At 45.1% G+C, this 22,016-nt stretch carries 25 protein-coding genes; 17 read left to right on the top strand and 8 right to left on the bottom strand.

What is annotated here, in order from left to right; genetic code table 11:
- Nucleotides 1-58: 58 nt before the first annotated feature.
- Nucleotides 59-247, bottom strand: coding sequence for a hypothetical protein (locus F0220_RS25685; protein WP_017692261.1), 189 nt, complete (start codon nucleotides 245-247; stop codon nucleotides 59-61).
- Between the two features lie 291 nt (nucleotides 248-538).
- Here F0220_RS25685 and F0220_RS25680 point away from each other — a divergent pair, with 291 nt between their 5' ends.
- A complete protein-coding gene (locus F0220_RS25680; RefSeq protein WP_105601872.1) occupies nucleotides 539-1,426 on the top strand; it encodes a cation diffusion facilitator family transporter in 888 nt (295 codons plus the stop codon).
- A 91-nt stretch (nucleotides 1,427-1,517) separates the two neighbouring features.
- On the opposite strand, the gene F0220_RS25675 is transcribed toward F0220_RS25680, so the two are convergent.
- Both F0220_RS25675 and F0220_RS25670 read right to left on the bottom strand, forming a co-directional pair.
- On the bottom strand, nucleotides 1,518-2,036 hold the full coding sequence (locus F0220_RS25675; protein ID WP_105601871.1) for a hypothetical protein: 519 nt from the start codon (nucleotides 2,034-2,036) through the stop codon (nucleotides 1,518-1,520).
- Nucleotides 2,037-2,407: 371 nt separating this feature from the next.
- A complete protein-coding gene (locus F0220_RS25670) occupies nucleotides 2,408-2,572 on the bottom strand; it encodes a DUF1328 domain-containing protein (protein ID WP_017692264.1) in 165 nt (54 codons plus the stop codon).
- Between the two features lie 220 nt (nucleotides 2,573-2,792).
- Between F0220_RS25670 and F0220_RS25665 the strand changes: the two genes are divergently transcribed.
- The 11 genes from F0220_RS25665 to F0220_RS25615 all read left to right on the top strand — a co-directional run bounded on the left by F0220_RS25665 (nucleotide 2,793) and on the right by F0220_RS25615 (nucleotide 15,056).
- Complete coding sequence (locus F0220_RS25665; protein WP_036668007.1) at nucleotides 2,793-3,302, top strand: DUF948 domain-containing protein; 510 nt, start codon at nucleotides 2,793-2,795, stop codon at nucleotides 3,300-3,302.
- A gap of 67 nt (nucleotides 3,303-3,369) precedes the next feature.
- Nucleotides 3,370-3,903: a hypothetical protein gene (locus F0220_RS25660; RefSeq protein ID WP_091019329.1), complete on the top strand. Its 534-nt coding sequence runs from the start codon at nucleotides 3,370-3,372 to the stop codon at nucleotides 3,901-3,903.
- A 94-nt stretch (nucleotides 3,904-3,997) separates the two neighbouring features.
- The gene (locus F0220_RS25655) at nucleotides 3,998-4,342 is read left to right on the top strand and encodes a YflT domain-containing protein (RefSeq protein ID WP_017692267.1); all 345 of its coding nucleotides are present in this window, start codon (nucleotides 3,998-4,000) and stop codon (nucleotides 4,340-4,342) included.
- A gap of 341 nt (nucleotides 4,343-4,683) precedes the next feature.
- A complete protein-coding gene (locus F0220_RS25650; protein ID WP_091019331.1) occupies nucleotides 4,684-5,853 on the top strand; it encodes a PP2C family protein-serine/threonine phosphatase in 1,170 nt (389 codons plus the stop codon).
- Complete coding sequence (locus F0220_RS25645; RefSeq protein WP_091019333.1) at nucleotides 5,850-9,575, top strand: response regulator; 3,726 nt, start codon at nucleotides 5,850-5,852, stop codon at nucleotides 9,573-9,575. Before F0220_RS25650 ends, F0220_RS25645 begins: the two co-directional genes overlap by 4 nt.
- Nucleotides 9,576-9,661: 86 nt before the next feature.
- Nucleotides 9,662-10,534, top strand: a complete 873-nt coding sequence (locus F0220_RS25640; protein ID WP_105601870.1) for a CheR family methyltransferase — start codon at nucleotides 9,662-9,664, stop codon at nucleotides 10,532-10,534.
- 16 nt (nucleotides 10,535-10,550) lie between these two features.
- Nucleotides 10,551-12,227, top strand: coding sequence for a response regulator (locus F0220_RS25635; RefSeq protein WP_105601869.1), 1,677 nt, complete (start codon nucleotides 10,551-10,553; stop codon nucleotides 12,225-12,227).
- Nucleotides 12,228-12,313: 86 nt separating this feature from the next.
- Nucleotides 12,314-12,652, top strand: a complete 339-nt coding sequence (locus F0220_RS25630; protein WP_036606989.1) for an STAS domain-containing protein — start codon at nucleotides 12,314-12,316, stop codon at nucleotides 12,650-12,652.
- Between the two features lie 18 nt (nucleotides 12,653-12,670).
- Nucleotides 12,671-13,123: an anti-sigma B factor RsbW gene (gene rsbW, locus F0220_RS25625; RefSeq protein WP_149846805.1), complete on the top strand. Its 453-nt coding sequence runs from the start codon at nucleotides 12,671-12,673 to the stop codon at nucleotides 13,121-13,123.
- Nucleotides 13,120-13,893: a sigma-70 family RNA polymerase sigma factor gene (locus tag F0220_RS25620; protein WP_047841571.1), complete on the top strand. Its 774-nt coding sequence runs from the start codon at nucleotides 13,120-13,122 to the stop codon at nucleotides 13,891-13,893. Before rsbW ends, F0220_RS25620 begins: the two co-directional genes overlap by 4 nt.
- A gap of 110 nt (nucleotides 13,894-14,003) precedes the next feature.
- On the top strand, nucleotides 14,004-15,056 hold the full coding sequence (locus tag F0220_RS25615; protein WP_374954432.1) for a magnesium transporter CorA family protein: 1,053 nt from the start codon (nucleotides 14,004-14,006) through the stop codon (nucleotides 15,054-15,056).
- 20 nt (nucleotides 15,057-15,076) lie between these two features.
- Here F0220_RS25615 and F0220_RS25610 read toward each other — a convergent pair whose 3' ends face one another.
- From F0220_RS25610 to F0220_RS25595, 4 genes are all read right to left on the bottom strand, one after another.
- Nucleotides 15,077-15,442: a DUF5665 domain-containing protein gene (locus F0220_RS25610; RefSeq protein WP_017692276.1), complete on the bottom strand. Its 366-nt coding sequence runs from the start codon at nucleotides 15,440-15,442 to the stop codon at nucleotides 15,077-15,079.
- A gap of 84 nt (nucleotides 15,443-15,526) precedes the next feature.
- The gene (locus F0220_RS25605; protein ID WP_076212649.1) at nucleotides 15,527-15,934 is read right to left on the bottom strand and encodes a YtxH domain-containing protein; all 408 of its coding nucleotides are present in this window, start codon (nucleotides 15,932-15,934) and stop codon (nucleotides 15,527-15,529) included.
- 64 nt (nucleotides 15,935-15,998) lie between these two features.
- Nucleotides 15,999-16,256, bottom strand: a complete 258-nt coding sequence (locus F0220_RS25600) for a GlsB/YeaQ/YmgE family stress response membrane protein (protein WP_017692278.1) — start codon at nucleotides 16,254-16,256, stop codon at nucleotides 15,999-16,001.
- A 135-nt stretch (nucleotides 16,257-16,391) separates the two neighbouring features.
- Entirely contained in the window at nucleotides 16,392-17,093 is a 702-nt protein-coding gene (locus tag F0220_RS25595; protein ID WP_091019338.1) for a phosphatase PAP2 family protein, read from the bottom strand.
- A gap of 177 nt (nucleotides 17,094-17,270) precedes the next feature.
- Here F0220_RS25595 and F0220_RS25590 point away from each other — a divergent pair, with 177 nt between their 5' ends.
- Nucleotides 17,271-18,290: an asparaginase gene (locus F0220_RS25590; protein WP_105601867.1), complete on the top strand. Its 1,020-nt coding sequence runs from the start codon at nucleotides 17,271-17,273 to the stop codon at nucleotides 18,288-18,290.
- A gap of 139 nt (nucleotides 18,291-18,429) precedes the next feature.
- Complete coding sequence (locus F0220_RS25585; protein WP_105601866.1) at nucleotides 18,430-19,155, top strand: pirin family protein; 726 nt, start codon at nucleotides 18,430-18,432, stop codon at nucleotides 19,153-19,155.
- Nucleotides 19,156-19,243: 88 nt separating this feature from the next.
- Here F0220_RS25585 and F0220_RS25580 read toward each other — a convergent pair whose 3' ends face one another.
- On the bottom strand, nucleotides 19,244-19,468 hold the full coding sequence (locus F0220_RS25580; protein WP_017692283.1) for a DUF1128 domain-containing protein: 225 nt from the start codon (nucleotides 19,466-19,468) through the stop codon (nucleotides 19,244-19,246).
- 158 nt (nucleotides 19,469-19,626) lie between these two features.
- Here F0220_RS25580 and yyaC point away from each other — a divergent pair, with 158 nt between their 5' ends.
- The 3 genes from yyaC to F0220_RS25565 all read left to right on the top strand — a co-directional run bounded on the left by yyaC (nucleotide 19,627) and on the right by F0220_RS25565 (nucleotide 22,001).
- Nucleotides 19,627-20,184, top strand: coding sequence for a spore protease YyaC (gene yyaC, locus F0220_RS25575; protein ID WP_105601865.1), 558 nt, complete (start codon nucleotides 19,627-19,629; stop codon nucleotides 20,182-20,184).
- A gap of 60 nt (nucleotides 20,185-20,244) precedes the next feature.
- Nucleotides 20,245-21,036 carry an alpha/beta fold hydrolase gene (locus F0220_RS25570; RefSeq protein ID WP_036607004.1) on the top strand — a complete coding sequence of 264 codons (792 nt, stop codon included), beginning with the start codon at nucleotides 20,245-20,247 and terminating at the stop codon, nucleotides 21,034-21,036.
- A 260-nt stretch (nucleotides 21,037-21,296) separates the two neighbouring features.
- A complete protein-coding gene (locus F0220_RS25565; protein WP_105601864.1) occupies nucleotides 21,297-22,001 on the top strand; it encodes a DUF6483 family protein in 705 nt (234 codons plus the stop codon).
- The last annotated feature ends 15 nt before the right edge of the window (nucleotides 22,002-22,016 follow it).

Here is a 22,016-nt window from a genome sequence, read left to right as displayed (position 1 = left end):
GTAAAGAGGGCTTGCGGTTCTTTTTGTAATTCAATGGGTTTCTCTGCGGCTTTAAGACCTAAGATCCACCAGTACGGCGACGCTGGTTGTTAGGCTTCTTGTTGTTTTGACTCTTCATCGCTTTAGGTCCGCCTTCAAAGTAGGCGCTGGATTGGTTACCAGAATTTGCTTGTTCTTTCTTTTGCGCCAGCTTTTGGCGTATAGCATCCTGCAAACTGACCTTTTTCGGTTCGTTATTTTCGCTCATCGTTATTTCCCTCCCGGTCTTACAGTGAGCCGTCCAGATTGGACGGGATGTACCTATTTTATACGTTTTACAAAAGCCCTACAAGGGCAACCTGATAAAATGCTCAAAACCTTTGGTTTTACCCAGGCCAACATTTTTTCTCATTAACTACAGCCCTGCCGTCTGGCAACTTTGTTTCGGCTTGCCTACAGCAATGGAGCCTGGCAACACTGTTTCTGTAGACCCACACGCTCCACATTTGTTAACATGAAAAAACCGTAATACGAAACGTTAAAAGGGGTGTCGCCCGGTTTGAACGCTTATGAAGAAATTCGAAAAGGGGAGCGAGGGGCTTGGGTTAGTATCGCAGCCTATCTCGTCTTGTCCGCCTTTAAGCTGATCTGTGGTTATTTATTTGCTTCCAGCGCCTTGTTGGCCGATGGTTTTAATAACCTTACGGATATTGTGGCATCCGTTGCTGTATTGATCGGGCTTCGGATCTCCCAGAAACCACCTGATTCGGATCATGCCTATGGTCATTTCAGAGCGGAGACTGTTGCTGCCTTGGTGGCTTCATTTATTATGGCTATGGTTGGGCTGCAAGTATTGGTTGAAGCCGTTCGCTCCTGGTATGAAGGAGCCTTTGTTGCTCCAAACCTGTGGGCGGCAGCGGTGGCTGTAGTCTGTGCTGTGGTGATGTTAGGCGTGTATCGTTACAATCACCGTCTGGCTAAACAAATTAATAGTCAGGCTCTGATGGCTGCGGCGAAAGATAATCGTTCGGATGCCTGGGTCAGCATAGGCGCTGCAATTGGAATTATAGGTGCGCAGTTCGGACTTCCATGGCTGGATAAAGTAGCTGCCATTGCTGTAGGTCTGTTGATCTGCAAAACGGCTTGGGAGATTTTCCGGGATTCTACACATCGTCTTACCGATGGATTTGACCAGAAGGAACTGACGGATCTCAGATCCTCGGTAGCACGCGTTCCCGGTGTTGAGATGATCAAGGATGTGAAGGCACGTGTGCATGGCAGTCATGTACTTGTGGATGTAGTCATTGAAGTGGACGGAGGCCTAAGCTTGATTGAAGGCCATCAGATCTGTGACCGTGTTGAAGAGCGGTTGAAGCGATCGCATAACATCATGCATGTACATGTACATGTGGAACCAAAGACGGAAGAAGTCACAAGGAACCCTTGAACAGGGAGTGAACATCTTGGAAAATCAAAAGAGGACAGCCGCGATTGTGCGTGCTGTCCTCTTTACTTATCATTAGAACGATTATACGATGTTACTGAATGGCAACGTGGATCCACGCTTTGCCTTTCCAAGTGTATACTTGTACCCACTCGCCGCCATCGAATCCATCAACCACTTCACCTGTTGTATCGATGACTTGGGAACCTAATGCACCGATTGGTTTACCGTTAGGTGCATCATAGAACCAAGTGCGCTCCAGAAGGTTCAGCAACATCGTTGGTGCCAGGACTTCATCGCCTGGTTTTACGAGTGGCTCTTCAAACATTTTGTCATCTGTAGTCGTAGCTGGCGTTTCAGTTGTAGTTGAAGTACCTTCTGCACCTGTAGTGTCTGTTGTTGTGCCTGTTACAGTCTCAGCAGTACCTTCTACTGTTTCTACAGCAGGTTTGTTCACTTCAACAGCTGGAGTTGTAGTGGTCGTTGGCGTTGTTGTAGTCTCAGTTCCTGTTTCCGGAGTTACCGTTCCAGTAACCGCTTCCTCAGCACCTGCAGCGGCAGCCATTGAACCCATCAACGTTAAAGCAGCGGCAAAACTCACGATTTTTTTCATTTTGTTTTTCCTCCTCGGTAGGTATGTAAAATGTTGTCCTGATTACAAGTAACCAAGCAAGCACCCTTATGAATCACAAATTATAACAATATTTTCTTGCATTCTCCAGTGTCAACTGGCTCATATGTGGGTATATAGCAAGCCTGTAAATATCATACTTCGGTGGGATAAAACCGGGTTGGCTATCTCAAAAAGGTCCTGATTTTTTGGGATTCATACGAGGGCGAATTGGAATAAAGCAGAAGGGAGTGCAATACATAATATAGAAAAGTTGACCTATGCCTGAACGCACAAAAGCCAATCGGCTTGGTAGCACGATCGGCTTTTGTATGTATTCGTTTAGTAACACTCAGTCATATCAGAGCCTGAGGTTATCGCATTCGGCTGCGCCCCGTAATCAGGGAGATTACGAACAGTACAACAAAGATGAAGAAGAGTACTTTCGCGATTGAAGCAGCTGCTTCAACAATACCGAAGAATCCAAAAATACCTGCTACCAGAGCAATAATTAGAAATAATACAGACCATTTCAACATAAGGTTTCATCCTTTCGTATAATTGATTGTGCAGTGAGTTGTGTTCACCTCACCGCCTTGTGTAGTCTAACTTTAACCGAGTGCTAACCACTTGAAACATTGGTTTTTTTTCCAAGCGAAGGCATATATGAAGGGATATATAATATTGTTTCGTCCGGGAAATCGCCGGGTAACTATAGCAATAACAAACTGATGCACATATGGAAAGAGAGGTTCTTCTATGATCTATCAAATTAGCGTGGCCCTGATTGCAGTGGCATTTGCAGTACTGGTTTTCTTTTTAATTCGTACCTTGAAATCCGCTCAGGGTTCTTTGGACAATGTCTCACAAACATTGCAGGAGGTACAGAAAACCATTGATGAACTTAGTTATGAAGTGAAGCAGACGGTAAGACATGCCAATGATATTACGGTGGATGTACAGCACAAAATGAAAAAAATTGATCCTGTTATGGAATCTGTTGAGAATCTGGGTGAAGTGTTGAATGAAGTGACGGCAGCAGCCAAACAAGTCTCCACAACGCTGATGGCGAAATTTCAGACCAAACGTAACAACGCTGAACAGACCAAACATGCTGAAGCGGTTCATGTAACCGCACCGCCTGCTACATCAACGGACCGTACCCTGCAATCCTATGAAGCTACATATAATGGTGAAGCTAAGGGCGGGAAAAACTGGATGAAGTATATTGATGTTGCAGCGAATGTATGGCAACGGATGCGCAAGTAACATGACCGCTTTGTAACCATAAAGAAGCCTTCAGAGCGGTGATGAACCTGATGAAAGGGTGAGAATCATGATGAAACTACTGCTTGTGATGTTTAGCGTAATTTCTCCCTTTTCCGTTCAACCGGCAGCGGTACCCGCTGCTCACGATATGCAATGGACGGCAATGGAAGAGAAGGCGTCAGAGGTAACTCTGGCTGTTGATCGATCCGAGACTTTCCAGCATTTTCGGACTCTGAATGGCATTTCTCTGGATGACACCATGGATGATTTGTTGGCCAAGAAGGGCCAGCCGGGGCATAAGCAGGAAGATCCTTATCTGGGGTGTCCTGAATATCACTTTCATGATGTAAAGGTTGGTTTGTGTGAAGATACGGATGTCATTCAATATGTGCATATCGATGCATCTGAGAATCACATCATGTTAAACGGAAAGAGAATTGAGATGAATATTGAAGCGATCCATCACGCTCTCGGGAAACCTTATTATGTGGCAGAGGACGGAGAAGTGTTTCTGCGTGGAGACCAGGCTCTGAAAGTATATATGAAGTCAGGCTCTCAGCAGATTGAAGGCATTGATCTTTTTGATGACACAGTTTCCTAGGATTGGTTATTACCGAATCGTTTCAACCCCATATAGTATGGTTATATATTAAGTAGCTCGATACAGAAGATTAAATCAGAGGAGAGTGGAAACGATGAATTCAACCAATGAGCAAGCTTATGCAAAAGTGGTAGAAAACGGAGTCCAGGCGGTAGAAGCGGTGAAAGAATTGCAGATTACCGGATACCTTGCTGATCAAATCTTTGTTCTCGCCCATGAGAAGGATCGTACAGATCGAATTGCAGATACAGCAGATGCCAAAGAAATTGGCATTAAGGAAGAAGGCGTATTTGATTCCTTGGCGAATCTGTTCCGCTCACGTGGTGATGAACTCCGGGCCAAAATTGTTTCGATGGGCTTTACCGAAGCCGAAGCGGACTTCTACGAGAGTGAACTCGACAAAGGTAAAGTGCTCGTTATTGCTAAAAAGAAAGATTAACCCGATAAGTTGAAGTTTGCTGAACATGGACAAGCTTCTGAATCATTTATGTAAAATGCTTAATCAAAAACATAGATAAGGAATGGGGAAAGCCCCATTCCTTATCTATGTTTTTGCAAGTTTGGAAGCGGGATCAGGACGCTGCAAAAACAGGGCGAAAAGCGGTGAACATTACCCGTGATGGTGCCATTTACTGATAGAGTTTTTTTGATTTTACGATTATAGTTATACTAGGAATTATTATGTCTACTGCCGTTTTGTATGAAAAATTTGTATAATTAACGTTCGTTTTTACTTAATAAGAATCGACAAACCCGGACGCCACAGATAAGGAGATATCAATGAGAATACTTATTGTTGACGACAATCCGACGAATGTCATTATCATTCGAGAAATTCTGAAAAAAGAGAACTATCGTGACATTGTAACGGCGAGTTCCGCCATGGAAATGTTTGAAGTGTTGGGAATTGGGGAGGAAAGCAACGAAGTTCGTCCAAGACCGTCGGATATTGATCTAATTTTGCTAGATATGATGATGCCCGAGATGGACGGTATCGAAGCCTGCAGTATTGTGCAGAAATTTGAGAATCTGAAGGATATACCGATTATTATGGTGACTGCCATCGGAGATTCTAAGAAACTTGCCGAAGCATTGGATGCAGGTGCATCTGACTATGTGACCAAACCGATTAATAAAGTCGAACTGATGGCCAGAATTCGACTCGCACTTCGTTTGAAACAGGAGAAGGATTGGCACAAAGAGCGCGATCAACGTATTCAGGATGAGCTCAAGTTAGCAGCGATGGTCCAAAATGCGGTTTTAAGTCCGGCAATTAGGGACCCGCTGTTCCAAGTGCATGCCATCTATAAACCATCCTTTGAGCTTGCCGGTGATCTCTATTCTTGGTACCCCCTTGGGGAAGGCCGTTACGGAGTGCTGCTGCTTGACATGATGGGACACGGGATATCTTCATCCCTGTTTACGATGTTTATCGCTTCTGTGTTGAAAGATACGGTTACCACTTATGTGGATCCAGAGAAGGTTATTCAGGAGTTGAACCGTCGTTTTAACCAGCTCCATCTGGAAAAACAATTGGTGCAGTATTATTTCACGGCAATTTATCTGGTCGTTGATACACGGATGAAACGTATTGATTATGTTAATGCAGGGCATCCACCTGCTTTATTTTTCCGAAACGATGGCAGTGTCACCACATTTGACAGTGTTTGCTGTCCTGTTGGTTTATTTGACAAGATGGATATTGAACCACAAACGATCCATTACGAGGGTGACGGGCATATTGCACTTTATACGGATGGATTACTGGAAGCTGTTCAGGGCGGGCAGGAAGAACAACATGAATTCCTGATCGAAAAACTGACCGGCTCACATCAGTGGAATGAAGCTGCCATGCAGGCGATGTTTTTTGACGACGAAATTCCCCAGGAGCGGGATGATGATAAATGTCTGGTCTGGATTACTTTGGATAAAGGGGCGGGGGATGAATGAAGATCAGGAATAAACTGCTGATTGGTTTTACCGCTCTGATGGCTATTCTGATCGTACTCACATTTGTGAGTTATGAACGCCTGAACAGTAGCAATAAGCAGATTGATCAGATGTATCAGGAACGTTATCTCAAAGTAAGGTTCACCTCAGCTGCCCGCGGAGAGGTTAATGACATTGCCAAAGTGCTGGCTAACTTGTTATTAAACCCAACCAACTCCATTGGGGCAGCAGATGGGGATTTGAAAGCGATGAAAGAGCGTGGCGATCGTAACCTCGAGGAAGTGAGAAAAAGGGCAGACAGTGCACCTGAACATCAGCTGGTGGATCGTGTCAACACGGCATGGGAGGCTTATAACAACTATGCAACTAGGCAGGTTAGCCTGATGTCCCAAAACCGGGTGGAAGATGCGAATAACTACCGCAATTCAACAGGACTCGCGGTGCAAAAAGAAGCTGTGGATAGTTTGAATGCTCTTTCCCGTTATCAGGACCAAGAGATTGATGCCGAGATCAAAAACGCTAATGCAGCGTATACGAGAGCCGTACAGATCACGATAAGTATCATGATTGCGGGGTTGTTGCTGGCATTGGGTGTCATTATGTGGGTGCTGCCGAGTATTACGCGGGGGCTGAACACGGTATCTATGATGATTACCAGCTTTGGTAAAGGGCGTTACCGAACCATTCGGCGCATACAGGTCAAATCAACCGATGAGATTGGTCAGATTGCCAGTGTGTTCAAAGATGTATCCAGTGATCTGGAAGAAAAACTGGAAATCGAGAGGGCTTATGTACAGGCTCAGCAGGATCAAAACTGGATGAGTTCGAACATCGCAAGAGTTCCGGAGCTGCTTCGGGGGATTGGCTCCATTCGCCAAATCTCACAGATGTTTATCAGTGAGTTCACACCTGTGCTTGGCGCTCAGTTGGGTGTCGTCTATCTGATCGATGAGGAGAAACATCCCGACGAACTGAGACGTTACGGTGCATACGCATTTGAAGAGAACGAAGATGTTGGTAAAGAAATGTATCGCATCGGTGAAGGCCTGATTGGTCAAGCCGCGCTGGATATGACACCGATTATTCTGGAAAATACGCCTGAAGATTATGTGCATATTGGTTCAGCATCAGGCTCAACACGTGCTGCGGGTATCATGATCTATCCTGTCGTGTTTGAAGATGAACTGATTGGTGTAGTTGAAGTGGCTTCCTTTGAAGGTTTCAATGAACTTCACAAGCAGTTGTTCACACAACTGATTATGAACCTGGGCGTAATTTTGAACAACGTTCGACGTCGTTTGCGTGTGGAGGAGCTGCTGCGCGAATCCCAGGCACTGACTGAGGAACTGCAGGTTCAATCGGAAGAATTGCAGACACAGCAAGAAGAACTCCGTCGTTCCAATGAGAACCTGGAGGAGCAGACAGAGGCGCTTAAACGATCCGAGGAATTGCTGCAGCGTCAGCAGGAAGAACTGGAACATTTTAATACGGAACTCATTGCCAAGACGCGGGCGCTTGAAGAGCAAGTGCGTGAAGTTGAAGAGAAAAATGACGAAATTGAGAAAACGAAGACACAGTTGGAACAGCAAGCTACACAGCTGTCGATGACAAGCAAGTACAAGTCCGAATTTTTAGCGAATATGTCACATGAACTCCGTACACCATTGAACAGTCTGCTCATTCTGTCCCAGTTATTGTCGGAGAACAAGGGTGGGAATCTGACTGACAAACAGCAGGAATATGCGCAAACCATCTACATGTCGGGCGCGGATCTCCTGAAGATGATTGATGAGATTCTGGATCTGTCCAAGGTGGACGCAGGTAAGATGGATATCAATTATGAGACAGTTCGAATGGAAGAGCTGACCAGCTTTGTTCAGCAGAACTTCGGACCGATGGCGAATAAAAAGGAACTGAACTTGAATATCGATTTCGACAGCGATCTACCGGAATGGGTGTACACCGACAGTCATCGCGTCAAACAGATTTTACGGAATTTGTTGTCGAACGCATTTAAGTTCACCAATCGAGGTTCGGTTAGTCTGATTGGACGACGGATGAAACCGGAAGAGCTGCCGGGTTATATGAACACCAATCAGGAATATCTCGGATTCAGTGTGAAAGATACGGGTATTGGCATTCCATCGGATAAAACGGATCTGATCTTTGAAGCATTCCAGCAAGTGGATGGGACTACAAGTCGGAAATACGGTGGAACTGGCCTGGGATTGTCCATTAGCAGGGAACTGGCACGTTTGCTTGGTGGCGCAATACAGGTGGAATCATCCGAAGGCGAAGGTAGCTGCTTTACCTTATACCTGCCGGATAATCATGAAGAGGAAGCCTTGGCAGAGGAAGGTGCTTCAAGAGAAGCGGCTGTATCCTCAGAGGATCTTTATGAACAGTCCATCGAAACACGGACCATGCTTTCAAGTCATCAGTCCATTCTCTCTCCTGATCCGGAGCGTAGCGTGGGTACAGATCTTTCTCCTACCCATACTCCAGATGTCACGCAGATCGAAGATGATCGGAAGAATCTTATGGAAGGTGACAAAATCCTTCTCATCATTGAGGACGATGTGAACTTTGCACATATTTTGATGGATATGGCGAGAGGAAGAGGATTCAAAGCACTTGTTGCCCTTCAAGGTGATAAAGGACTTGAAATGGCACGTCAATATCTGCCGGATGCCATTATCCTGGATATTCAATTGCCGGTGATGGATGGTTGGACCATTCTGGGCGAGCTGAAGAGCAGTTCGGCAACACGTCACATTCCGGTTCATGTGATTTCAGTTATTGATGATATGAAGCAAGGGCTGATGATGGGCGCCATTGCGTATCTGAAAAAACCTTCGAGCAAGGATTCACTGGATAAAGCATTCTCGCATATCAAATCATATACCGAGAATCAATTAAAACGACTGTTGATCGTCGAAGATGATGAAATTCAGCGTAAAGCCATTATTGAATTGATTGGTCATGATGATGTTGCAATCACCGCTGTATCGACAGGTAGTGAGGCATTGAATGAATTACACAGCCAGCGTTATGACTGCATGGTACTGGATCTGATGTTAACGGATATGACCGGGTTTGAGTTGCTCGACCAGATTCGCGATGATGAATATCTGAACGATCTGCCGATTATAATTTATACAGGCAAAGAACTGGATTCCAAGGAAGAAATGAAGCTGCGCAAATATGCGGAATCCATCATTATCAAAGATGTCAAGTCACCGGAACGTTTGCTGGATGAGACGACTTTGTTCCTGCATCGGGTAGAAGCCAATTTGCCGGAAGACAAGCGTCGAATCTTACAGAAACTACACAACAAAGAAACGTTGTTTGAAGGCAAGAAAATATTGCTTGTAGATGACGATATTCGTAACGTATTTGCCCTTTCAAGTGTTCTTGAAGGCTATCGGATGGATGTGACGTTTGCTGAGAACGGCCGAGAGGCTTTGGAGATTTTGGACAAAAATCCGGAATTTGATCTGGTACTGATGGATATGATGATGCCAGAGATGGACGGTTATGAAGCAATGACACGAATCAGACAGATCCCGCAGTTTGAAAAGTTGCCGATTATTGCGCTTACGGCCAAAGCGATGAAAGAGGATCGCGGTAAATGTATTGAGGCTGGGGCATCTGATTATGTGAAAAAACCGATCCAGACAGATCAATTGTTATCCTTAATGCGCGTATGGCTGTATTCGTAAGTTCATTATTCGTATGTTGATTGTTTGGGTAATGAAAGACAATACGACGAATACGCAAGTAACAAATGAAGAAGTGGAGAGAAGTTATGACACCGTGGGAACCAACCGAGACAGGGGCAGATTTGGTCCGCATGCCGCAAGATGAAGAGCGAGAGCTGATCGAGATTGAGTTGCTGTTGGAAGGCATGCACCGTTTATATGGATATGATTTTAGAAACTATGCATTGCCATCCCTGAAACGAAGAATCTGGCATCATGCACATGCTGAAGGTGTTAAGAGCATATCCGGCTTGCAGGAGCGTGTGCTTCATGACCGTTCCGCGTTTGACCGTTTTGTACAGAACTTATCCATCCCTGTAACGGAAATGTTTCGAGATCCTTCGCTTTTCCGAATGTTTCGGGAACAGATTATTCCTATTCTGAGAACCTACCCGTATATCCGAATTTGGCATGCGGGATGTTCTACGGGAGAGGAAGTTTATTCCATGGCAATTATGTTGCATGAGGAAGGACTGTATGACAAGGCAAGAATCTACGCAACGGATATGAATGATCGCTCTTTGCAACAGGCCAAAGAAGGCGTATATGGCATTGAGAAAATGAAACTATTTACTACAAATTATTTGGAGGCAGGGGGTACCAGAGCCTTCTCCGAGTACTATACAGCGAAATACAATTCGGTGATATTTCATCCTTTTCTAAGGAAGAACATCATTTTCGCCGAGCATAACCTGGCAACAGACCGGTCATTTAACGAGTTTAATGTTATCTTTTGCCGTAATGTCATGATTTATTTTAATGATGAACTGCGGAACCATGTGCATGGGCTGTTTCATGAGAGCTTGAGCCACTTTGGTATTCTGGTTCTGGGGTCAAAAGAATCTATACATTTTACACAGTTCAGTGATACCTATGAGCCGTTAGACCGGACCGAAAAAATATACCGGAAGATCAAATAGGGGGTTAGGGTTAGCCATGGGGCTCAATGAACCAATCCACATATTATTGGTAGATGACCGCCCTGAGAACTTGCTTGCTCTTGAAGCAGTTCTGGAATCGGAACAATATAAACTCGTTAAGGCAACTTCCGGAGAAGAGGCACTCCGCTGTCTGCTAAAAGACGAATTTGCGGTTATCGTTCTCGATGTGCAGATGCCTGGAATGGACGGAATTGAGACAGCAAAGTTAATTAAGGCACGGGACAAGTCCAAGGATGTGCCGATTATATTCATCTCTGCCAATAGCAGAGAAGCGGAGCACTTGTTTGCCGGGTATTCAGCCGGGGCTATTGATTACATGGTTAAGCCATTTATTCCTCAGATTTTGAAATCCAAAATCGAGGGTTTTGTAGAGATGTTTATCACCAATAAACGTTTGAAGACACAGACCATGCTTCTTCACCAGAAGACACAGGAACTGGAGAAGATGAACCAACAACTCATTCAGGCCAAGGAAGAAGCAGAAATTGCAGCCAATGCAAAGACCGAGTTCCTGGCAATGATGAGTCATGAGATTCGTACACCGATGAACGGAGTTATCGGCATGGTTGATCTGCTGATGGAGACGGAACTGAGGGAAGATCAGAAGGAATATGCAGACATCGTTCGTCGTAGCGCGGATGCACTTGTCACGGTCATCAATGACATTCTTGATTTCACCAAGATGGAATCCGGCAAAATGGAACTTGAAGAGCATCCTTTTGAAATTGCCTCCTGTATTCGGGAAGTGTTGGGACTGTTTGCTGCAGAAGCAGGCAAAAAGAATCTGGAATTGGATTATTTCCTGGAAGATTCTGTACCTGAATTAATCTATGGAGATATGGCAAGGCTGCGTCAGGTTCTCTTGAATCTAATTGCAAATGCGATCAAATTTACTGACCAGGGTGGAGTATATCTGATCGTGTCAGTGAATGAAGAAAAAGACGGACAAATGGCATTGGAGTTTGCTGTTAAAGATACAGGGATAGGTATCGCTTCAGACAAAGTTGATCGCCTGTTCCAGCCGTTTTCCCAGCTGGATACATCCATGACACGTAAATACGGTGGAACTGGCTTAGGACTGGCAATATGCAAGACTCTGGTTGAAATGATGGGTGGACAGATCTATCTGGATACAACAGAGCAACGGGGAGCGACGTTTGTATTTACAATTCAGGCGAAACGTTATGTAGAAACTGAACTGGTCCAGAGGAACGGGGAAGAGAAACCAACGGATGTGAAAAATGAGAATAAATATCCTACGGTATTAATTGTGGATGATCATCCGATTAACCAGAAGTTGATGGCGATTATGCTTGGTAAGCTGGGGTTGCTCTCAGACATTGCTGAAGATGGGCAGAGCGCACTCGATATGGTAAACGGTAGCCGGTATCCCTATGACTATGTGTTTATGGATCTGCAGATGCCTGTGATGGACGGTTTGGAATGTACACGGCGGATTCGAGAGAGTCTGTCCCAGTCTAATCAGCCAATCATTATAGCCATGACTGCTAACGTGATGGAAGGTATTCAACAGCGCTGTATTGCTGCCGGCATGGATGATTATATTAGTAAACCGGTGAAAATGGGCAATGTAAAACAGAAAATAGCCCATTTTCAGAAACAACGACAAATGTTAGACCCAAGCCCTTCAGCCATGAATCAGGCCAATTGAAATATTTTCCAAACTTCTTTTTGTTTCACTCGTGCGGAAGTTGGGTTATTAGGTAAGGAAACCATTGATCAGGAGAGAGATGTCTAATGAATACAAACAAAAACGAAAAATTCAATGCAAGAACTGAAACACAGGACGGCGTGTGCACGGTGTATCTGACTGGCGAACTGGATTTGTCGGTTGCTCCTGACTTCCGCTTGGTGATGGAGCCGCTGGTGGATAACAAGGAACAGGATCTTGTGATCAACATGAAAGAATTGAAGTATATCGATAGTACAGGGATTGGTATCCTGTTATCTGTTCTGAAGGCCAGACATGGAATGGAAGCTCGCTTTGAAGTACAGGAAGTTCCTGCGCAAATCCAGAAACTTTTTGACATGACGGGCATCGCCAAATTCTTTGTCACACAGAAGAATTCCCAATAGGAAAGGATCGAAAAAGGAATGAATGCAGAAGTTCAAAGAGTCACCATTAATTTACCGGCGACAGCTGATTACGTTGATATTGTAAGACTTAATCTTTATGGAGTAGCATCCAAAATGGGATTTTCTTATGAAGACATTGAGGATATGAAAGTTGCTGTATCCGAGGCCTGTAACAACTCTGTACTGTATGCTTACTCACACGAAGGCGGCATGGTTGAAGTTGTATTCGAAGTCGAAGGCGAAACATTGTCCATTACTGTTAAGGACGAAGGTGCCAGCTTCGAGAACATGAATCCTGCTGTGTCACGTGCTGGTCTTCACGACAAAGAACTGACAGAAGCGCAGATTGGCGGACTTGGGTTCTACCTGATGCAAGCCTTGATGGACGATGTCAGTGTGGAAAGTGAGACGGGCAAAGGTACGAAAGTAGTACTCGTAAAACGTCTTGCAAGAAGTGAGGAGAAAGTATGAATGAAAAAGTGACTCCCCCAGAGTCCATGTCTGAAGCTATAGGTTTGATCTGGGAATACCAGCAGACCCAAGATAATGAAATTGCAACAGTTCTCATCCGTAAATATGAACCGATGGTTAAGATGGCAGCAGGTAAAATTGCTCGGAATCGCCCCGATCTATACGAAGACTTGTATCAGACCGGGCAGATGGCCTTGATTCGTTTGCTTAAGCAATACGATATCAACCTGGGTATTCCGTTTGAACCTTATGCCATGAAGAGCATGATCGGTCATATGAAGAACTACTTGCGAGACAAATCCTGGTATATTCAGGTGCCCCGGAGGATTAAGGAAAAGGGAGCACTTGTGCAACATGCCATTGATGAGTTAACCGTGAAGCTGGAGCGCTCACCCGGTGTGAACGAAATTGCTGAATACCTTGATTTGACTGCAGAAGAGACGATTGAAGTCTTGGCTGGTCGGGAATGTTATCACTATGTGTCACTGGATTCTCCTTTATCTCAGGATGACAGTGCAGCTACATTGGGTGAACTGATCAGTGCGGATGTTAATGACTATGATTCGGTCGAAAAACGGATGGACTTGCAACAGGCATTGGGACAATTGAAGGAACAAGAGCAGCAGGTACTTATTCTAGCCTTTCAGGATGGCCAATCTCAGCGGGCAATTGCCCAGAAGCTTGGTGTTTCACAGATGAGCGTATCTCGTATTCAGAAGCGAGCTACAGAGAAATTGAAACAGATCATGTCTAATGCTTCAATGTTATGAAAAATGGAACCCTGATGTTGTTGAGTACGGCATAAAGAAGGACACGTCATTGCGCTGAAATGCATACGTGTCCTTTTTGGGATCAAAAAGATGGGTATGCAATGAAGAACATGAGTGCAGGAGTGGATAAAGTGATTGTGAACCAAATCAAGTTGGAAGCTCGCCGTGACAAGTTATCTTGCTCAAATAATTGGCAATGGTGGGATTGGGTTGCACCTGACACCGATAGTATGAACGATGCTTTGGAAGAGCTGACAGAGGCGTTTCCGGATATGCGGTATTGGCTTTGTAAAATTCCGGAAGTAGAATCGAATTATTTGTCCGTCCGTTTCGTGAATGGTAAAGAACCAGTCATATTTGGTTCATTGTTGTATGCGATCAAGAATGAGAGAGATGACAAAAGAAAAGATAATCAGATGTTCTTTTATGTCGATCGTAATAACCTGGTTACCTTGAATATGGATGACAATACACGAGGTATTATGAAGACGGATGAACGTGCCCATATGTTACAGCAATGTAGTGAGGCCAGGGACGGGATGTTTGTACTCTTTCGAGCTATACTGCATTACTACCATGTGGGAATGGATCATTTTGAGATGAACCTGCGTGATCTGGAACGGAAGATGGAATCTCGCAATGCACGCACCTTGATGGACCAGATTCTCGCCGCTCGATTTGAATTATTGTATTGGAGTAATCTGTTCATCCCTTACTCGGAACTGATGGCTGCTTCACATGAGGCTTACCTTGATGAAATAAATGAAAATCGATATTTCAAGCAGCTCCAACATCGAGTAGAGCGAATGGAACGTTTGTTTAGTCACTACGAGAAAGAGATTGATACGTTAATCTCCATTGATAATGCGATCTCCGGTGTACGTGGCAATGAGATCATGAAGACGTTGACCATTGTCACTGCTGTGTTCATACCCGCCACGGCAGCTGGTGCGATATGGGGGATGAACTTTGAGAACCTGCCCTTTATCGACAAATCATGGGGAGTTGTACTGGTCCTTGTTGTCATTATCTTAAGCATGATCAGCATGTATGTATGGCTGATGATGAAAGGCTGGACAGGAGATCTGCTCAAAGTGAAATCCTCACAGCCTTCAGCTGAAGAGATAGAGAAAAAAGGAGCTACGGAAAAACGTAAGGGATAGCCTACTATTGGTTAGTCCTTTTAGTTTTTGTAATCTTCAATATAACCAAGCAAGTCAGCGATATATTGGCCCACAATAGGCATATTCACAAATTGGCTGAGAATGAATGCCAGCAAACCGAGAACAACAAAGGTACCCACAGTCAGACCGAGACCTCGTGCCATGCCCGCTGTGAAATTAGTAATAATCCGCTTTTTGGGACTGCTATAATTCTCAATAATATCCTTGATCTGTGCTCTCTCCAGACTGTCCGCAATCTGGTCCAAACGGGTGTTTAATCGCTTTACCTCATGACGCAATTCAAAAGGATGCTCGCTTGTATCATACTGCTGTGCTGGTGTTCCTCCTGTAATTGGAGTATTACCGTTGATTGTAACTTTACTCATATTATTTGTCCTCCTCAACTCTCATTGGATAAAAAATAGCCAGCTGGAGTGCAGCTGGCTATTGGTCACTCGATCTGTATCGCCTTACAGGCTAGTCGAGTTAAGTTCTTTACGTGCATCTTCCTTCGCTTCAACGGAAGCGGCAGCCACTTCATCAGATGCACGGGATGCTTCGTTAGCCACATCAGCGGACGCTTTTCTCACAGAGTCCATTACATCATTGCGGCCTTGATTTACCGTTTTTGCAATATCGGAAGTTTTGGAAGAGACCGTTTTAGCCAGTTCAGTGGCTTTGTCACTTACAACAGTTGCCACTTCTTTGGTGCGGTCAGTAACGATGCCCACTTTCTCGGAAAGGTCACCACGCAATTCACGTCCCGGTTTAGGCGCAAAGAGTAGTGCTGCTGCAGCTCCCAGCAAACCCCCGATGAAAATACCTTTTGCGAAAGTTGAACCCGTCTGTACAGGATATTGCTCTTCTGCTTTATTCATGTCTAATCACTCCTTCTTCAATTTAAGAAACAAATACGAAACAACGAACACCTTGTTGCCCGAATCAGGCAGCCTGTCTTAGCAGTCTGGACACAAGCCCCAGCAAGAAAACAAAGAGCGCTGTACCAATGATGGCAGGGATGATGGCAAAGTTACCGATAACGGGTCCCCAGTTACCAAGCAAAAGTGCTCCCAGCCAGGCTCCGGCAAATCCTGCAATCATTGCACCGATTATGCCTCCAGGCATATTGTGACCGGCAAGTGCATCTCCGATCAAACCGATGATGACAGCCATCACAATGCTGATAATGATGCCCCACATAACAACCGCCTCCTTTAAACTTGATGTAGGATGTTGTCTGTTCGCGTTTGCTTACTTCGTATATAAACCCCGTGCAACCCTGTGAAACAATAAAGATGAAGATGAATGAACTGGAAATCAGAGGAATTCATTCTTTTAGCGGCTTTGTTTAATGCCCTTAACCATGCAGAAGATCCATGCCAATCCAGCAGTAAATCCAGTAAATACATCTGTAGGATAATGAACACCCAACATGATCCGGCTGAGGCCGATCAAGAAAATAAAACTAATACCAAATAGAACAGGAAGCCACACACCGGAATATTTATGTTGTTGTCGTTCCAAGGCCCAGATTACAAAGAGCATGCCGTAAAAGCCCATGGAGATCATGGCATGTCCGCTGGGAAAGCTGTACCCGTGAACGACCAGCAGATGATCCAGTTCAGGCCTGCTTCGTCTGAAAAATTCTTTCAATAACGTGTTCAGAATCCACATCATGGCAAAACTTCCCGTGAGCGCATATCCATATACAACAAACCTTGGACTGCGTTGAATGAAGAAAAGAAGAGCAAAACCTCCTGCAGCCACAGCAGAGATTTTGAAAGAACCCAGTGCGGTTATGAATGCAGTGTAAGGGAATAGATGAAGACGTGAATCTGAATTCAGATAAAATAATTGCTGAATTTGATCATCCAGACGAATAATAACATCAGCACCCAACCAGGCACCCAGACCTGCCAGGATGAATACAACCGATGCGCTGAGGGCCAGACCAGCCAAACTCCAGTTGAGGAGTGGACGTAATAACGTACCGGAATTTGAACTGAATGAGGCTGGTGAATACGTTTTGCGCGGCATAATGAGTTTCTCCTTCAGTTATTGTAGTAGATGAACATAGATGATAAAGCTATACCCGAAACGCCTGTCGAAAAAACTGTAAAAACGTCGCTTTTGTACTATACTATTTAAGATATCCCATGCGGCGTCGTGACGCAAAGCAGAGATGAAATCGGGAGCACAAAGGAGAGAACTCGCATGGAGAGTGCCTTGTTAATTAAAGAATACCGTGCAGGCGTTATGGAATGCGCCCATTACGGACACATAAGTATTACGGATGAGTATGGCCGAATTGTATACTCGGCTGGTGACCCTCATTTTAGAGCGTTCACTCGCTCATCTGCCAAACCTTTTCAAGCCATTCCAGGTATTCGGGCAGGAATTGCCAGTCACTATGGCCTATCCGCACAGGAGGTTGCCATTATGTCCTCTTCGCATCGTTCAGAACCGGAACACATTCGGGTGCTGGAGCAGTTATCTGGTAAGATCGGATTGGGAGAAGAATGCTTAATCTGTGCACCAAGCTATCCGCTTAATGAAGAAAGCCGTAATCAATGGTTACGTGGACAAGGAGAGAAACGGCGCATCTTACACAACTGCTCCGGAAAACATCTGGGAATTCTGGGGTACAGTCAGATGAAGCAGGTTGACCTGGGTAGTTACGCTGAACCGGATCATCCGGTACAACGAGAAATTCTTGAAACCTTTGCCGACCTGGCAGGTATTGAGGAAAAAGAGATTGAGCTTGGGACGGATGGCTGCGGCTTTCCGGTATTTTCTTTGCCGTTGTCGGCATTGTCGAACGCTTATCTGAAGCTCGCTTGTCCGGATCTTATCGCTGATCCTTCCACAAGAACAGCTGTAGAGACCATAACATCAGCTATGAATGAACATCCGTTGATGGTAGGTGGCACGGAGCGTGTAGATTCAGTGCTGCTGGAAGACGATAACATTGTAGCGAAGGGTGGATTCAAGGGGGTATTCGGATTTGGTCTGAAAAAAGAAAGACTGGGAATCACCTTCAAGGTGCTTGATGGTTCCGAGGAAGAGTGGGCTTTCATCACCCAATCCATCCTAAGACAGATTGGTTATTCCAATGAGAGAACCATTGCACGATTGGCTGAAGTGTTCCCTTCGGACATCCGAAATGATGCGGGTACCGTTGTAGGTCATGCAGATAGTGAGTTCATTCTCCACTCACTTGAAGATAGCGTATAACCTTAAGAAGGGGCGTGATTAGAGTTGCCGGACCTCGGGTAAAGATGACATACCAACTGGTATTCATCTATACAATTCATATACACGCATGGACTGCCGCGGTAATGTGGCAGCTCTAAACCCTTGGAGGTGGATGAACATGATTAAAGTGGTGACATCGGAAGAAAGGCACACGTCGGATCGAGGTTGGATACACAGTGAATTCAGCTTTTCGTTTGCGGATTATGATGATCCAAGCAACGCCCATTTTGGCTGTCTGTTGGCTCATAATGAAAACACGCTGATGCCGCAAGAAGGCTTTAAGAAACATCCACATCATGATCTTGAACTTGTCAGTTATGTCATTTCGGGCACACTCAAACATACGGATAGTATGGGAACAGAACAATTGCTTGAACCGGGTACGGTCCAGGTGATGAGTGCGGGGACGGGAGTGGAACACTCCGAGACCAATCCGTCAGCGGATGAACCGGTACGTTTCCTCCAGATGTGGTTTTTGCCATCGGAGCGTATGCTGAAACCTTCCTATATGAATCGGAGAATAGAGCCGCAGGAGCACTTGAATCGTCTATGTCCGATTGTATCCGGGCAAGGGGGAGAGGGAAGCGAAGGCGCATTGCCTATTTCCCAGGATGTAACCTGTTACCTCTCCCATTTGGAGTCCGGGAAAAAGTTGATGTACCCGCAACACGAAGATCGACGGACACATCTTTTTCTGATCAGTGGGCATGTAGAGATTCATTGTTCGGATGGTAACTTCAACCTCAAGCCGGGCGATGCCGCACGAATTCGCAAAAGCTGTGATCTGCAAATCACGAGCACAGACAGTGAACCTGCCGAATTTGTTTTGGTTGACCTGCCTTAAGGATGTATTCCTTAAAAGAGTCTGGAAATATAAACATGTGAAAAAGGACCTGTTCCCACGGTGATGTGGAAAACAGGTCCTTTTTTTACTAAGATTTACGAAGATTACCCAGTTCCGAAGCGACAGCTTCCACTTCAGAAATACTGAGATGTTCCTTGCTCAAAATCATTTCATACAGGTCAAACAGATCTTCATATTTCTCAAGTGGGAATGAAGAAGCTTGCATGGCGGCACCGCTTGCCATACGAAGTTTGGTTTTGATCGCTTCAATCATATATTCCATATTGGCTGCTGTTGCTTGTGTTAAATCCATCGTTAAGTTCATCCCTTCCGTTTCGGAAACTCTTGTTATTGTATCATGATTGGAAGCGCTCAGGCTAATGCTTTTGCGAGGAAACCAAGCATCGGTTACAATGATGGATACAACAACAGGATTTAACTGAAACCTGATTGTACTGGAGGGAATACAGCTTGGCAGCCTATAAGCGAGAAATGGTTCGTCATCAAGGAAGGGAAGTCCGCAAAGGCGTGCCTGCAGAGAATCTGGTCTTATTTTTCAAAAACATCGTTCAACTTCATTCTCCAGCTGAGATCACGTTTATCTGCATCGGTACGGATCGTTCCACCGGGGATGCTCTGGGTCCACTGACCGGAAGTATACTGCAAGAGAGCGGAATGGAGAACGTGATTGGCACGCTGTCTTCCCCTTGTGATGCAGATACGCTGGAAAAGAAATTGGCACTTATTCCTGCACACCATGCCATCATAGCGATTGATGCATGTCTGGGACCAAAGCATGCGGTAGGTACATACTATCTCTCGAATAACCCACTCATTCCGGCCCAATCGGTCGGAGGCAAGCTACCCCCTGTTGGGCAATACAGTGTAGCGGCTGTGGTTAATGCTAATGGACCAAGGCCCTATTCCATTTTGCAGATGACCTCGCTTCACTTCGTCATGGGGATGTCCCGAACGATTGCAGACGCCGCAATTGAAGCATGGAAATGGAGACAAACGTTTCATTTATGATATGTAGGCTTAATAATATACAACCTGAATTATTTAATTCGCGCAGAGAGAGGGATTCATATGGAAAAAGTGATGTGTGATGGAACGACGATTTGTTATGCCGAACAAGGTAAGGGAGAAGCACTCATTTTGCTCCACGGATACTGTGGCAGTTCATCATATTGGGATGAAGTCGTACCTGAACTGGCACGAAGCTATCGCTGTATCGTACCTGATCTGCGTGGACACGGAAAAACAGATGCACCTGTAGGAAGTTATACCATCGAACAGATGGGCAACGATGTATTACAGTTGATGGATGAGTTGAATGTGGAAAAAGCGGTCCTTTTGGGACACTCGATGGGTGGATACATTGCGCTCTCGATTGCGCAACGTCACCCGGAGCGTTTGAATGCATTTGGTCTGATTCATTCGACAGCCTATCCGGACAGTGAAGAAGCCAAGGAAAAACGCCTTCGTGCTGTATCCACCATTCAGACAGAAGGTATCGTGAATTTTGTAGATGGACTGGTTCCCGGACTGTTTGCACCAGAACATGTGGAATCGCTATCTAAGCATGTAACACGTGTGAAGGAAATTGGTTACCAGACTGCTCCTCAAGGTGCTGTTGGTGCTGCACTTGCTATGCGAGAACGTCCGGATCGCCGCGATGTGTTATCGGCTACACCTTTACCTGTATTGCTGGTTGCGGGAGAAAAGGATGCGGTTATCCCGCCAGAACGTACATTTACAAGTGACAAGCCACATATCGTGCAAGCCGTAATTGCGGGTGCAGGTCATATGAGCATGTATGAAGCTCCTGAAGAGTTAATTCAGGTCATTAAACAATTTATGGCTGGATTATCGAAGTAATTGATGAAGTGATTTATGTTGATTTTATTAAAATATAGTTTGGTTTCTGGATGATTCAACCTCTTGTGGAGGAGGGGTATCCAGTTCCATTTCAACCTAACCCCTGCAATGTCCCTTTTGGATAGGCAGGGGTTTATTGTGTTCATGGACAGAGCATAGACGCGTGTGTCTTGTTTTTGGCTTTTTGTCATGGCATGAATTAAAATAAATATAAAGGAACGATAGGATGTATAGGGTCGAATGATGAGGGGGCATGCAGCATGTTCAGAAAAGATTATCTGCTCCGCATGATGGAGGAAATGACTGAAGCAATTGGCAAAGTGTTCACGCTCAAACAGCAACGTAAGCACACCGAGGCATTGTCTGAACTGGATGAGCTGATGCGCAGGCAGTTTGGGTTAAACTTATCGCTATTGAACTCGTTGCCAGCAGAGGATGTTATTGAAATGTTCCGTTTTCGCGGAATGATTGAAGTGGACAATCTGCAGCACGCCGCCAGGCTGATTGAAGAAGAAGCCTATATTTATCAAGAGAAGGCCAAAGTGGAAGGCATCGATGATCAGGAGAGAATGGACGCAGAGGATGATGCTGTCATTCGATTGATGAGGTCAATTCATTTTTACCTGTATGCATTGAATCATGGCGCTAATCCCAAGTTATTAGACGCACCGGAACGGGTTGAGGGTGTGTTGGGGCTTACGAAAGAATATGAACTCCCTGCTCGAACCGAAAGACAGCTTGCCCTGTATCGTGAACAACAAGGGCGTTATGACCAGGCAGAGAACAGTTGGTACAGATTGCTACATCTTGGTGCTGAATTTCCGGTGAGCTACCGAAATGATGTACAGGCGTTCTACGAAAGGTTGAGCCAACTCACGGATGAACAGCTGGAGCAGGGCGGTTTGCCACGTAACGAAGTTGAAGAAGGATTAGCTGAACTAAGTCGTCAAGAGATGAGCTCCTAAATATGGATTGGATCA

The sequence above is a fragment of the Paenibacillus sp. 37 genome (genome assembly GCF_008386395.1).
GTDB classification, from domain to species: Bacteria; Bacillota; Bacilli; order Paenibacillales; family Paenibacillaceae; genus Paenibacillus; species Paenibacillus amylolyticus_B.
Note: the sequence above shows the minus strand (reverse complement) of the source record. Positions and strands in the feature narration are given on the sequence as shown.